Source organism: Neobacillus sp. DHD-1R (genome assembly GCF_057747995.1).
Map to the genome: position 1 here is coordinate 3,644,439 of NZ_CM173232.1, position 12,788 is coordinate 3,657,226.

Here is a 12,788-nt window from a genome sequence, read left to right on the forward strand (position 1 = left end):
TGTTACTCAGTAAAATTACGTAAATTCAATTTAACTTGGACTAAATGATGTTTATATGCATCCAACTTTGCATGGTATTCATTTTCTGAAAGCTTTCCGTCGCCAAATGTTTCTTCCAATTCGATAATCTTATCCATAATTGCTTTTTGTTTTGCCATAAGCTGCTTGAAAGCTTTCTCTTCCTTATCTGCCCCTAGTCTTTCCTCTTCCAATCTACTTTTTCTTTTAAAGTAAGCGAAATAGGCTATTCCAGCGATTATAATTGCTCCGATCACAATTAAAAAGACGTGTGGGTTAAAGCGGTGCAACGGTGATTGTGCCCACATTCTTAGGTGCCCTGGGTTATGGAATGCTGGTGCAGTATGGGTAACAGCACTATTGTTTTTTGTTTCACTTGAAGCAGCTTGATTTGTTTTATCTGCAGGTGGCTGTACGTCTTTGTTGTAGACGAATCTAAAGGTCTGTCCTGCCTTCAAGCCCTCAATACTGTAGCCAAAATAGTTTTGGTCATCAAATTTGAAGAGCCCTTGACTGGTTGCTTCTACGCCCTTTACTTCAATGCTGCCCATGCCTTCTGGTACTAAAAATTGCATCATTTGAACCGGATAATCAACGGTTAGGCTGATTTCTTTATCTTTTGGCATTCTATAGCTGTAAGGCAGCACGGTTGTCTGATTACCTGGTACTGGTGTTGTCGTTATAAAGCCATTGTCAACCTGTTTAAAAGCCGTTTTGTTATCTAAGAAATTAAGATCCTTCAAACCCTCGGGCAAGGTTACCTTTAAAACGGTTTCACTCTTTCCATCCCCACTAAATTCTTCAGCAGAAGTATTGGTATAGTTCACCATGTTCATTAAGTTCGTTGAGCCATCTTCACCTGGACTGACAACAATGTAATGCATATCAATTGTAATCTTTGGATCGGATGCTGCTAAACCCTGGAATGGGATTAACAGCATTAGTCCTAGGAAGAAGACTGTGATTTTTTTAATCACTTTCCTTCCCCCTTTTTGTTTGTATAGCTCTTCATTTGAGCTTCAATTTCTTTTTCCACTTCCGCCATTAAATCCTGATCAACGCTTGTGTCTACCAATTGTTCTTCTTCTTTCATAATGCTAGCTACTTCATTTTCATACTGTCTTTTTAAATTTTTATAATCAGCGTGTGAGATTTTATCCATCTTGTATTCAAATTCTATTTCATTAAGCGTGGTAAGGAGTGCTTCTTTTGTTGATGCTAAATCCTGAGTCTTCGAATTACTTTGTATATAAGTATCCCATTTAAATAAAGGTGCTAATATTAAAAACAGACAAACAAGTGCCAATGCTGCTGTAAAAATCATCGAAATGATTGTGATATCCTGCATTTTGTTCACATCCTAAAGATACTTTTTGCGTTCTTCATCGATCATAGAAGAAAGGATTTCCCCTTCTACTTCCTCCTCAGTGTTCTTGTATTCAGTGAATACTTCCTCTGTACCTTTTTTCTTCACCCATTTGCGAATAATCATAAACACAGCTATTGCAGCTACACCTAAAACGACAAATGGAAGAACCCAAGCGGTTAAACTAAAACCGCTTTTCTCAGGAGAAGTTAATATCTCTTCACCATAAATATTGACATAGTATTCACGGATTTTATCCTTATCCCAGCCCTTGTTCATCATTCCTACTAAGTCTTTTTTAAACTCAGTAGTGAGATTACACGTATTTGGATCACATTCATAATGATCCTGACCACAGCCGCATGTACAGGCAAATTGCTGGGCAACCGCTTTAAATTCAGCCGATTTATAGTCAATTTGTTTTGCTGCTTCAACTCGAAGGAAGGAACCTTGAAAGACAAACGCAATAATTAGGAGCCCAAGGTAAAGTTTATTTTTCATTTACGACACCTCTTTGCGTACTCCCGTGTATCTCGGAGTGACATTTCCATATTTTCCGTTCCATACAGCAAACAGTGCACCAATTACAATCATGATGGAACCAAACCATAACCAATTCATCATTGGATTCACCTTTACAACAAATGTAGCTTTACCATCATCTTCCCAAGCACTTAAAACAATGTATAAGTCTTCTTTAATGGAGGAAATGATTGCCACCTCGGACGATGGTTGTTCCCAATTGCCATAAAATACTTTTTCTGGCTGGAAGGTACCTAGTTTTTTACCACTTCTAAAGACGGTAACATCTGCATAAACAATATCGTTTATACCTTCCTTCTTTTGATCAAGACGATCATAATTGATGCGGTAATCCTTAAGTTCAATCGATTGTCCTAGAGATACGGTTTTCATGGTCTCTAAGTCATAGTTTTGTGAACCAATGATTCCCATTGTAATAAATGCAATACCTAGGTGGACGATATACCCTCCATACCTACGGCGATTGCGAATCATCAAACGATACAAGGCAACAATTGGTTTTTCTTTCGTCATTTTTCTTCTAGCGTTCACACCTCTATAAAACTCTAAGAAGTGAGTGATTAATAATAGAATGATAACCCCGTAGCCAATAACTGCCCATGCTTTTTGTATGCCTAAAACAACCATCAAAATCATACCAAGAACTGCAAGGATAGCAGGAATCATAAAGTTTTTCTTAAGATTTTTCACTGTGGATTTTTGCCAAGCCAGCATTGGACAGACAGCCATGACAAACATCATCGATAAGAGAATCGGTGCTTCAACTTTATTAAAAAATGGCAGTCCAACTGTAACTTTAGTACCTCGCACTGCCTCAGAAACTAGTGGGAAAATCGTCCCCCAAAATACAGCAAAGGCCGCTCCAACTAATAATAGGTTATTAACCAAGAAGCTGCTTTCCTTTGAAACAAAGGAATTAAATTCTCCTGCACTGCGTTTAAGCAGGTTGTAACGGCTCATCAACACATACAATGCTAGGATGACAGCGACTCCCATAAAGATTAAGAAATATAATCCTAGATTTGAGTTTGCAAACGCATGGACAGATGTAAGAACACCACTTCGTACTAAGAAGGTTCCAAATAGTGTCAATGCATAAGAAACAATAATTAAGCTGATATTCCAAATTTTCAACATGTTTTTTCGTTCTTGAATCATAACGGAGTGTAAGAACGCTGTAGCCGTTAACCATGGCATAAAGGATGCGTTTTCAACTGGATCCCATGCCCAGTAACCGCCCCAGCCAAGCTCAACATAGGCCCATTGTCCGCCAAAGATATTTCCAAGACTTAAAAACAACCATGCGATAATGGTCCAACGTCTTGTCATTTTGATCCAGAAATCATCTACATTTTTCAAGATTAACGCTGCCATTGCAAAAGCAAATGGAACGGCTAAACCCACATAACCAAGATAAAGTGTAACCGGGTGAATAATCATACCTGGGTTCTGAAGCATTGGATTTAAGCCTTTCCCTTCAATCGGTACGGTATCCAGCAAAAGGAATGGTTTTGCCACAAATCCAAGGATAAAGAAGAAGAAAACAGCGTTAGCCGATAGGATAGCTGAAATGTAAGGAACCATTGGGTTCCCTTTCATCTTTCTTGAATAGGCAATCATGATCATGTAAAGAGTTAAGAAGAAAGTCCATAATAACAACGAGCCTGCATTTCCAGCCCACAATGCAGTAAGTTTATAAATGATTGGCAGTTCGCTGCTCGTATAATCGTTTACGTATTCATATTGAAATTGAGAGGTTGCCAAAAGGTAGAACAAGGAAAGCATTGCCATGGATGAACATACAAATAATGCAACCATTCCACCTTTTCCACTATTAACGAGCTTTTGGTTTTTCGTACTGATCCCCAAGGTTGTGATGAGGAGTGAGTAAATGGCAATGGCTAAACCTGTATAAATTGTTGCATTGGAAAATAAATACATTTCGTCACCTTCTTAACTGAGCCTGTTATTTTTCTTTCGGTGGTTGATTTAACTTGTCTTTATGCGTTTCTGGGTCATAGTCTTTTATATCTTTTCCTTCGTATTTTGAAGGACATCTTGTTTTCACCGTTTCAGCCACAAAGGTGTCTTTTTTGGCCGGAGCACCTTGAAGAATGGTAATAACACCTTCAGAGAAGTTATCTGGTTTTGTGCCATTATGGATAACATGCATGATGTTGCCATCATTATCTTTCACATCAAATTTCAATTCGATTTTATCTGGATTCCATTTAATCGTGTCTTCCATTAATAAGCCTTCAACTGTAACAAAGTCGTCTTTATGCTGCTCTTGTGTTGATAAAAGCTCTTTCAAAGTTAGTTCCACACCACTAGAACCTGGAGTTGCGGCCATAAGCAGGAATACAATAGCACCCGCAATAATAAAGCCACCAAGCATGACAATCGTATTTTTTTTCATTCTTCTCACCTCATTAAATCAATTTTTTCATTTCTTCTTCATACATTTCATGGTCTATCTTTCCAGTTAAAAGCTTTTTACGCAGTTCTTTCTTTTCTTCGGTATATGCAGTCTTGTTGTCTTTTTTAGTCGTTGGCTGCTTTGGTTGTGGTTTATTTTTAGTTGCTTTAGCTGCAGTACGACGACCCGCTTGGGAATTACCCTTCAACCCTAGGAAAACAAATAGGCCAGCGATGATAATGGCAATACCGATAATAGAGGCTCCGCCAACACCGATAATCGGACGCTTAGAATTGTCACTTGTTCCTTTTTTCACTTGATCCGTTGCCGTAACACCACTATGGTTCTCATCATTTGGAGGCTGCTGTTTGTTAATGGCCTCCATTGTTGATTCTGTTCCGTCTTTCTTATAGGAGAACGTATACTTGTAATTTTCTCCTGCTTTTACATTCTTATATTGGTAGTAATATAGTTCTTCGTCATACTCACTTTTTGTCGTATTTTCTGTCTTCGGCTCTAGTGAAATCTCTTTCGCTTTCATGGGGGCATAAAAGATAACGTCCAATTGTTCAATTAGCGCATTATTAATTAGCTGGTATGTAAAACTCTTGTTGTCTTTTACGTTGATAGTTTGTGTATAATATTCAATGACAAATTTGTAAGTCTCGTTATTCTTAATTGCCTTAGCAGGCTTCCAGGTTACAATTCCTTTTTCTTTATCAACGTCATAGGGTCTCTGTACTTCCGGCTTATTCTCCTCAGGGAATTCTGCTACTAAATAGGCTTCAAACCCCTTTTCCATCGCTGGTACAGGAATTTCAATTTTTCCATCATAATCTTGACCGCTTTTGTTTGTAATCGTTCCATACTGGCCTACTAGTAATGATGGAACATCTCTGGATCCCCAATCCTCCGGGTAATCAAACTCTGGCATTACTTGTACCTGCATTTCCTTAAAAGGAAACTTTTCAGCTTGAAATGTGGATTCTGCACTAGCCTTTGAGCTGATAAAGCTAGTTAAGAATGATGCAATGATGAACAATGCTAACCACTTTTTATTATGCATATAAATCCTCCTTGACCTAAAAAACTCATCTCTAGACAGTTCTGATTTTCACTATAGTCCTCTTTGAAATAAATATAATCGTTCTCTACCCCTATTTGTTAAAGCACTCATGAACATTTTGTTAAAGGGATGAAATCGTTACGTTTTTGACAAAAAACTACCACATAATGTTCACATTTACCTAATAATGAAAATTTTTGAATTCAAAAAAACTGTATCCAATAAATGGATACAGTTTTTGAAAGTTTTATCAAATTAATTAATGCATTCTTTTTATCGTTTGTTTTCTAAGGAACGAATATAGGAAACTATATCTGAGATATCTTCTTCCTTAAGTTGCCGAACACCTTTTAGTCCTTTTAAGGACGTACCCATCCGTGTATCTTCACGACCGTATGCAGTACTAATCCATATTTGTTTATCAGATGTATATTTCAGATATTGAGGATGTGCTAGGGCTGTTCCCATTCCTAACATTCCCGCTCCGCCGGCCATGTGACAATTTTCACAATATAAATTATATAGTTTCTCCCCATTAGTAGAATTTCCAGAAATTGTTTTTGGGACATCAAAATCTATATCTTCTGTTTGCCAATCTCGAATAAAAGCGACAAGATTTTGCAACTCTTTTTCTGACAATCTTGGACCATAGGCTGGCATCCCAGTTCCCTCTCTACCGAACTTAATATAATGATAAATATTTTTGTCCGTTACAGTGTTTAAGAAATGCTGGTTGTTTAAAGCCGTTCCAGCTTTTTTACCCTCGCCCTTTCCGGTTTCGCCGTGACAGACTAGACAATTTTTACTATAAATTTTTTCACCTGCTAATATAGCTTGGGAATTCTTTTTACCGAAAATATCACTATTACTTATACAAACGATAATTCCAATAATAATTATAATGTAAAACCCGATTAATATTTTTTTCATGGGTTACCCCTACTTTGGTTCAGGTGTTGGGGTTGGCTCCCCAAGGTCTTCATATTTTTTCGTAATTAGATCATAAATTTTCTCAGGACTTTTTCCGTTTAGATGCATATCTATTGCCTCCCGGGCAATGTTGACACAAGTGTCTCACGATATACCATGTGAATCCCATTGTTGTACGGCATTTTCTTCGCCCACACTTTGAACAAAGCAATCCAAGTTGCTCTTATGACCATCAGATACACAACCACAGTAACACGGAACCGAAGCTACAACCTCTGGGTACGTGGATGCCATAATATAAGTTTCTTGAACTTTTTCTGATGAATTTAATACATAATCAGGTAATGGCATATGTTTTTTATCAAGTTTCCAACTCTGATCTTCAAGTTTAGAACTGCATCCCGCAGCCACTATTGCAGCTAGAATGAAAAGGAACAAGAGAGATGTTATACGTTTCATATTCTGTTTCACCCCTTTCCGATATTTCTTTTACTAGTTCATTTTAACAAATAGGCTTTCATCATCAGATTCTAAATTCTTACTATTTAGTGAAGTTTTAAAAGTTTGTATAAGTAAAAACTAGTAAGAAAAGCGCAAGCGCCCTGGTCAGCGGCGTATGGCCTGGAGCGCTCCAACTGAGTTAAGGTGAAACTTCAATCAGCGAATGTTCTTCTCGCTGATTGTTAGTTGAGCCGATCGGGTTCTTACGGGCAGTTGAGAATCTACTGCCCGTTAAACGCGATAAAGGAAACACGAAGAGCTGGAGGCGCATTCGTGCTTGACTTATCGTAGGACGGAGAGCGAAGGACATTAGCCGCTAGGGCGCTGGAGCTGGACAATTTTCGAAGTCAAAACTTTTAAATTCTTATATTTTAAATAAAGGAGGTTGGCGAGCCATCCTCCTTTTAATCTTTACATGTTCATCATATCATGACCCGCTGGGGTACTTGATCCTAATGCAGGGTCAATCATTCCAAAGATCATCGCAATGTGGGCAACGATTAGAAAAATACTAACAAAGATTGCATGTATTTTAAGCTTCTCTTCCACTGTTTTATTTCTATAAATAAGTCCTAAATCAAGTAGTGCCATACCAAGGAATGGAACAATTCCGAGTAGATAGAAAGTAACTGCTACAACGTCAATCCAGCCTTTCCACTCCCCGTTTAAAGTTAGTGGGATGTAGGCTGTCTTCATTAAGTAAATGAAAACTATTGTAAAATAAAAGCCTGCAAAAATACCGGTTACTTTATTCAATGTTTTTAGAGCACCATCTAATTTTCTTGTAAATAAAATGGCAATTTCTGAAATGGCCAAGATTTCAGCACATATTACTGGAACCGCCATAAAAATCAACAAATTCCAAGGCTGATTGTCTGCTAATAACCCCATATAATGTGTCATGTTCATGTTCATCTTCTCCTTTAAGTTGTTTACACCCTTAATGTAATGAAAAAGTGTGCAGAAACTTAGGAGAAACTATGGATAAATTGTGTAAAAATAGAAAAGCGGAAGCGCCCTGGAGCTGGACAATTCTCGAAGCCAAAACTTATAAATTCTGATATTAGAACAAAAGGATGTCCCATTGTTTTGGGACATCCTTTTTCAAATGTTATTAAGCTCTTGATACATAAGATGCTTCTGTTGTATTGATAATTAATTTATCACCTTGGTTAATAAAGAATGGAACTTGAACAGTAAGACCTGTTTCAAGAGTTGCTGGCTTAGTACCGCCAGAAGCTGTATCCCCTTTAATTCCAGGCTCTGTTTCAGTTACTTCTAATTCAACTGTGTTAGGCAGTTCCACTCCAAGTGTTTCATGATTAAACATCATGATGTGCACTTCCATGTTTTCTTTTAAAAACTTTAATTCATATTCAATATTATCTGCAGGAAGTTCAACTTGTTCGTAGGATTCCATATCCATAAACACGTGAGAATCACCGCTTGCATAAAGATACTGCATTTTGCGGTTATCGATTTGTGCTTTTTCTACTTTTTCACCTGCACGGAAGGTTTTTTCTTGAATAGCGCCATTGCGAAGGTTACGAAGTTTGGAGCGAACAAAAGCAGCTCCTTTTCCTGGTTTTACATGTTGGAAATCTAGAACGCGCCATAGGCCGCCATCTACTTCAATTGTTAATCCTGTTTTAAAATCATTCACAGATATCATCTTTAAATCCTCCTAAATCATTACAATATAATTAGATCTTTCGTTGAGTGTGTAAGTGCCTCATTATGATTGTTCGTAATCAATGTATCATCTTCAATTCGAACGCCACCTAAACCTGGGATATAAATACCGGGTTCACATGTTACCACCATTCCAGGCTCTAAAGTAATATCAGACCTCATTGACAATCCAGGACCTTCATGAATCTCAAGTCCGATACCATGGCCAGTTGAATGGCCAAAGTATTCCCCATAACCCTTTTCTGTTATGTAGTCCCGAGCTATAGCATCTGCTTGCTTACCAGTGATACCCGGTTTGTATCCTGCCATACCACGAAGCTGTGCTTCAAGAACAATTTCATAAATTTCTTTTAGCTTTGCATCTGGCTCACCAACGGCAACCGTTCGCGTTATATCGGAAACATACCCATTATAGTAACACCCATAGTCCATTGTTACAATGTCTCCAGCTTCGATTACTTTTTCACTAGCAACACCATGTGGAAGTGCAGAGCGATGACCTGAAGCAACTATTGTATCAAAAGAAGAAGACGTAGCGCCAGCCTTTCTCATAAAGAACTCTAATTCATTTGAAACTTCTAATTCTGTTCTTCCTGGACGTAGAAAATCTAAGATGTGTTTGAATGCAGCATCTGCAATATCTGCTGCCACCTTTAATATCTTAATCTCTGCATCAGTCTTAATCAAGCGTAACTTTTCAATCACACCTGAAATTGGAACAAGATCAGCGTCAATTTCCTTGTCAAATTGTTTAAAGGATGAATACGTTAAATAATCCTCCTCAAAGCCGAGCTTTTGGATACCTAATTTTTTCACTTGCTGTGCAACTTCTTCTGGTATCGTACTAGAGATCTTTACGATATCAAAACCTTGACACTGTTCAGATGCCTGTTCAATATAGCGGAAGTCTGTAATAAACTGCGCCTGCTTCGCACTTATTAAGACAACACCCGCTGTCCCTGTAAAATTAGATATGTATCGGCGATTATATGGACTTGTAATTAAAATCCCATCAATACCCTGTGCTGAAAAAGATGATCTTAGTTTTTCTATTTTTTCCATTACTCTCCACTCTCCCTTTTTAATCCAACTGCAGATAAAAATATTTTATCATAAACTGTCACTATCCGACTAATTGTATCTTAGGTTGTTGCCTCTTTCTCTTGTACCTTATTAAGTTCATACTCATAATTGATGGAATAACCGATAAAGATTCCATATAACATATATAAACAAATAGATGTAATGATTGTATCCCTGCTTAGCTCTAAAAATGGTTTAATTCCTGGAAAAATCGGATTTAAAATAAAAAACACTAATAAAAACAAGACAACTCCAAAACCAAGTCCAAACCAAATACCTTGAAATCTTTTGAGAGCAGCATAGTAAATAAATGCAACTATAATGGAAATTACACCTAAAAAAATGATGGAGATTATTTTCCCTAACCATCCATATTTCCAATCTCCCAAGGTCCAAGGCTCTAAGATGACATTGGGGCTAATTTCAGTGAAATTAAAATAAAAGGCAATATACGCAATTGTCCCCCAAAATACTCCTCCAAATAAACCTGTCCAAAATACCATCATTAAAAAAGACATGGGTTGCGGATAATTATTCAGATGCTGTTCATTAATCATGATAAAACCTCCGTTTATTCTCTGGTTCTATTTGGGAATACTTTAACCATTCGAATCACTTTCGTTTTATATAGGATATTTCATGCTAAATTCCATCTTTAATATGCCCTAAAGTTCTCAATCCTTACGTCTAAAAAATTTTTTTGAATTTTAATGGAAATATTATGTCATCCTAGAGGTTTTTTCATTTTTCTAGTAGAATACAGTTAAGTACAAACAGATTTCTTATTTCTGCTATTGTGCAACTTTGTTAAGGTTGGTGTTAAAAACCATGTCCAATTCTCAAAAGCCTGTTTATGGCGGCCAAGCGGTCGTTGAAGGAGTCATGTTTGGCGGAAAACATCATTATGTCACCGCAGTTCGCAGAAAAGATCGTTCTGTTGAATACTTTCATTTACAACGGAAAGCAAATCCTAATTTAACAAAATTAAAAAAAATTCCGTTTCTGCGTGGGATTATTGCCATTATTGAATCAAGCGCTAATGGTTCCAAACACTTAAATTTCTCCACAGAGAGATATGATGTGGATCCAAAAGACGATGACACCATTAAAGAAAAAGAAGTCTCTAAACTAACAATGTATCTTGGAGTTGCTGCTATAGGTGTTATATCGTTCTTATTTGGGAAATTCGCATTTACCTTAATTCCTGTCTTTTTAGCAGTGTTAACAAAACCCATTTTCCCTTCAGATTTTGCTCAAGTATTAGTAGAGGGATTCTTTAAGCTTTTGCTGCTCCTGTTTTATATCTACTTTGTATCACTCACCCCACTTGTAAAACGAGTGTTTCAATATCATGGTGCTGAGCATAAAGTAATTAACACATTCGAATCCGGGGTAGAGTTGACGGTTGAAAATGTTCAGGCTCATTCCCGCTTACACTACCGCTGCGGCAGCAGTTTTATTCTCTTTACAGTCATCGTAGGTGTTTTTGTCTATATGCTAGTGCCTACTTCTCCACTTTGGTTAAGGGTCGTTGATCGTCTTCTTTTAATTCCAGTGGTGTTAGGAATTGCCTTTGAAGTCTTGCAAATCACGAACAAACTACGTGATATACCCGTGTTAAAATATTTAGGTTTACCAGGACTATGGTTACAGTTATTAACAACAAAGGAACCTCAAAACGACCAAGTAGAAGTGGCCATTCTATCATTTAAAGAATTGTTAAAAAGAGAACAAGAAACAGAGTATGATCTAAAAAGTGAGGAAATTGTTTAAATCTATATCATACCGTGTTTAAAAGAATAAAAAAATGCTTAAGATGCTCTTAGGGAGGTGGCTTTCTTGAAAAATCGGACATCCGCAATTGTTATTGGGGTACTTATCATTCTTGCACTACTTGGCGTGTATGGTTCCATTACGGCTAATCCTGCCGGTTTTATTCAGGGCATAGCTGTTGTCGCAGTGATTGGTTTAGCGATTTATTTCCTTGTTCGCAAGTTTTCAAATTCCAGCCCTCAGAAAAAAGAGCAGCGGGCATTTCTTAAAGCAGCAAAAAAGTCAAAAAAACGATTACAGCAGAAGGGTGGAGACTCCACTGTTAGGAGTTCATCTCTGGGGACCTTATCAACATTGAAAAAACACAACAAGACAAAAAAGAAATCTCCTGCTCACTTGACCGTCATTGACGGCAAAAAAGGTAAAAAGAAAAATCGAGCGTCTTTTTAGACACTCGATTTTTTTCTGTTAATCGCTATTATTGATGGGGGATAATCAATAACCCCAATTTTTCAAAAACGTTTTTGCATGTTCTCTACCTATATCAAATAATTTTCGTTTTTTTTCATCTGTTACATCAAATTCGGTTAGCGATACCCCTTCAGCTTTAATAAAAATAATATTTTCTACATAATGTTTAGAGATATACCGTTGATCATGGGCATCCTTCATGGTTTCAAAAAGTGCACTGAATAATTGGATCCCGTTCCTTATTTTATGTTTTTCATGCTCATACTCACTTGCACTAAGTTTAATACCCAGGACCGGTCTGACCTTTTTAACATTATCCTTATCAAAAAGCCACATAGGGAAGTTACTGAGCACCCCGCCATCTACTAATATGTTCATACCATCAGTTGACCGTAATTTAACAGGTTCAAAAAAATACGGGACACTGCAGCTCATTCTGATTGCTTTTGCGATTGGGAACGACCCCGGGGAAATCCCGTATTTCTCTAAATCATCTGGTAATACAACCATTTGACCATTAGAAAGATCGGAGGCAATTACTCTAAGGGACTGGGGAGGCAGATCGGAGAAGGTTCTTAACCCTTTTGCTGCTAATTTTTCCGCTAACCACTTTTCAAGTTCATTTCCCTTATAAAGACCTAGCTTCCAATAAACAAGCAGCCATTTAGCAATCGAGAATGGGATAATCGTTTTACGGGAATCGAGCATTTTGGGCAGATTAAACTCATCTACTAATTGATAAATTTCTTTACTCGTATAGCCAGCAGCGATTAATGCGGCAACGATTGAACCTGCACTTGTTCCTGCGACCCTTACGAATTGAAAGCCCTCGCTTTCAATTTCTTCATAGGCTCCAATGAGTGCAAACCCCCTTATTCCCCCTCCAGAAAAAACGCCGTCTATTTTCATGGCAGCCACTCCTAAAG

Annotated in this window: 15 protein-coding genes; 2 read left to right on the forward strand and 13 right to left on the reverse strand. The window is 37.5% G+C overall.

The features are described from left to right. Positions 1–2: 2 nt before the first annotated feature. The 12 genes from AC3ANL_RS17935 to AC3ANL_RS17990 form a co-directional block, all read right to left on the reverse strand. Positions 3–995, reverse strand: a complete 993-nt coding sequence (locus tag AC3ANL_RS17935; protein WP_488325759.1) for a hypothetical protein — start codon at positions 993–995, stop codon at positions 3–5. Beyond that, positions 992–1,366: a hypothetical protein gene (locus tag AC3ANL_RS17940; protein WP_488325760.1), complete on the reverse strand. Its 375-nt coding sequence runs from the start codon at positions 1,364–1,366 to the stop codon at positions 992–994. The genes AC3ANL_RS17935 and AC3ANL_RS17940 overlap by 4 nt, the downstream gene beginning before the upstream one ends. A gap of 12 nt (positions 1,367–1,378) precedes the next feature. Beyond that, positions 1,379–1,885, reverse strand: coding sequence for a cytochrome c-type biogenesis protein (locus AC3ANL_RS17945; protein WP_488325761.1), 507 nt, complete (start codon positions 1,883–1,885; stop codon positions 1,379–1,381). Continuing rightward, positions 1,886–3,868: a heme lyase CcmF/NrfE family subunit gene (locus tag AC3ANL_RS17950; RefSeq protein WP_488325762.1), complete on the reverse strand. Its 1,983-nt coding sequence runs from the start codon at positions 3,866–3,868 to the stop codon at positions 1,886–1,888. It abuts the gene before it with no gap. Positions 3,869–3,893: 25 nt separating this feature from the next. After that, positions 3,894–4,346 (reverse strand): cytochrome c maturation protein CcmE, encoded by a 453-nt coding sequence (locus AC3ANL_RS17955; RefSeq protein WP_488325763.1) that lies wholly within the window; start codon positions 4,344–4,346, stop codon positions 3,894–3,896. 13 nt (positions 4,347–4,359) lie between these two features. Then, positions 4,360–5,412: a hypothetical protein gene (locus AC3ANL_RS17960; protein WP_488325764.1), complete on the reverse strand. Its 1,053-nt coding sequence runs from the start codon at positions 5,410–5,412 to the stop codon at positions 4,360–4,362. A gap of 273 nt (positions 5,413–5,685) precedes the next feature. Further along, positions 5,686–6,342: a cytochrome c gene (locus AC3ANL_RS17965; RefSeq protein WP_488325765.1), complete on the reverse strand. Its 657-nt coding sequence runs from the start codon at positions 6,340–6,342 to the stop codon at positions 5,686–5,688. Positions 6,343–6,351: 9 nt separating this feature from the next. Further along, entirely contained in the window at positions 6,352–6,801 is a 450-nt protein-coding gene (locus AC3ANL_RS17970; RefSeq protein ID WP_488325766.1) for a PCYCGC motif-containing (lipo)protein, read from the reverse strand. 453 nt (positions 6,802–7,254) lie between these two features. Further along, entirely contained in the window at positions 7,255–7,752 is a 498-nt protein-coding gene (locus tag AC3ANL_RS17975) for a DUF6803 family protein (RefSeq protein ID WP_488325767.1), read from the reverse strand. A 205-nt stretch (positions 7,753–7,957) separates the two neighbouring features. Then, the gene (efp, locus tag AC3ANL_RS17980) at positions 7,958–8,515 is read right to left on the reverse strand and encodes an elongation factor P (protein ID WP_488325768.1); all 558 of its coding nucleotides are present in this window, start codon (positions 8,513–8,515) and stop codon (positions 7,958–7,960) included. Between the two features lie 20 nt (positions 8,516–8,535). Further along, positions 8,536–9,597 (reverse strand): M24 family metallopeptidase, encoded by a 1,062-nt coding sequence (locus AC3ANL_RS17985; protein WP_488325769.1) that lies wholly within the window; start codon positions 9,595–9,597, stop codon positions 8,536–8,538. 80 nt (positions 9,598–9,677) lie between these two features. Then, entirely contained in the window at positions 9,678–10,175 is a 498-nt protein-coding gene (locus tag AC3ANL_RS17990; RefSeq protein ID WP_488325770.1) for a YqhR family membrane protein, read from the reverse strand. Between the two features lie 271 nt (positions 10,176–10,446). On the opposite strand from AC3ANL_RS17990, the gene AC3ANL_RS17995 reads away from it, so the two are divergent. Next, positions 10,447–11,391 carry a DUF1385 domain-containing protein gene (locus AC3ANL_RS17995; RefSeq protein WP_488325771.1) on the forward strand — a complete coding sequence of 315 codons (945 nt, stop codon included), beginning with the start codon at positions 10,447–10,449 and terminating at the stop codon, positions 11,389–11,391. 57 nt (positions 11,392–11,448) lie between these two features. Then, positions 11,449–11,841: an SA1362 family protein gene (locus AC3ANL_RS18000; protein ID WP_488325772.1), complete on the forward strand. Its 393-nt coding sequence runs from the start codon at positions 11,449–11,451 to the stop codon at positions 11,839–11,841. A gap of 45 nt (positions 11,842–11,886) precedes the next feature. On the opposite strand, the gene AC3ANL_RS18005 is transcribed toward AC3ANL_RS18000, so the two are convergent. Beyond that, positions 11,887–12,771: a patatin-like phospholipase family protein gene (locus AC3ANL_RS18005; RefSeq protein WP_488325773.1), complete on the reverse strand. Its 885-nt coding sequence runs from the start codon at positions 12,769–12,771 to the stop codon at positions 11,887–11,889. Positions 12,772–12,788: the final 17 nt, after the last annotated feature.

Coding starts and splice junctions, on each gene's coding strand:
- AC3ANL_RS17940 (WP_488325760.1), bottom strand. CDS start 1,366: ATGCAGGATATCACAATCATTTCGATGATTTTTACAGCAGCATTGGCA.
- AC3ANL_RS17945 (WP_488325761.1), bottom strand. CDS start 1,885: ATGAAAAATAAACTTTACCTTGGGCTCCTAATTATTGCGTTTGTCTTT.
- AC3ANL_RS17950 (WP_488325762.1), bottom strand. CDS start 3,868: ATGTATTTATTTTCCAATGCAACAATTTATACAGGTTTAGCCATTGCC.
- AC3ANL_RS17955 (WP_488325763.1), bottom strand. CDS start 4,346: ATGAAAAAAAATACGATTGTCATGCTTGGTGGCTTTATTATTGCGGGT.
- AC3ANL_RS17960 (WP_488325764.1), bottom strand. CDS start 5,412: ATGCATAATAAAAAGTGGTTAGCATTGTTCATCATTGCATCATTCTTA.
- AC3ANL_RS17965 (WP_488325765.1), bottom strand. CDS start 6,342: ATGAAAAAAATATTAATCGGGTTTTACATTATAATTATTATTGGAATT.
- AC3ANL_RS17975 (WP_488325767.1), bottom strand. CDS start 7,752: ATGAACATGACACATTATATGGGGTTATTAGCAGACAATCAGCCTTGG.
- efp (WP_488325768.1), bottom strand. CDS start 8,515: ATGATATCTGTGAATGATTTTAAAACAGGATTAACAATTGAAGTAGAT.
- AC3ANL_RS17985 (WP_488325769.1), bottom strand. CDS start 9,597: ATGGAAAAAATAGAAAAACTAAGATCATCTTTTTCAGCACAGGGTATT.
- AC3ANL_RS17990 (WP_488325770.1), bottom strand. CDS start 10,175: ATGATTAATGAACAGCATCTGAATAATTATCCGCAACCCATGTCTTTT.
- AC3ANL_RS17995 (WP_488325771.1), top strand. CDS start 10,447: ATGTCCAATTCTCAAAAGCCTGTTTATGGCGGCCAAGCGGTCGTTGAA.
- AC3ANL_RS18005 (WP_488325773.1), bottom strand. CDS start 12,771: ATGAAAATAGACGGCGTTTTTTCTGGAGGGGGAATAAGGGGGTTTGCA.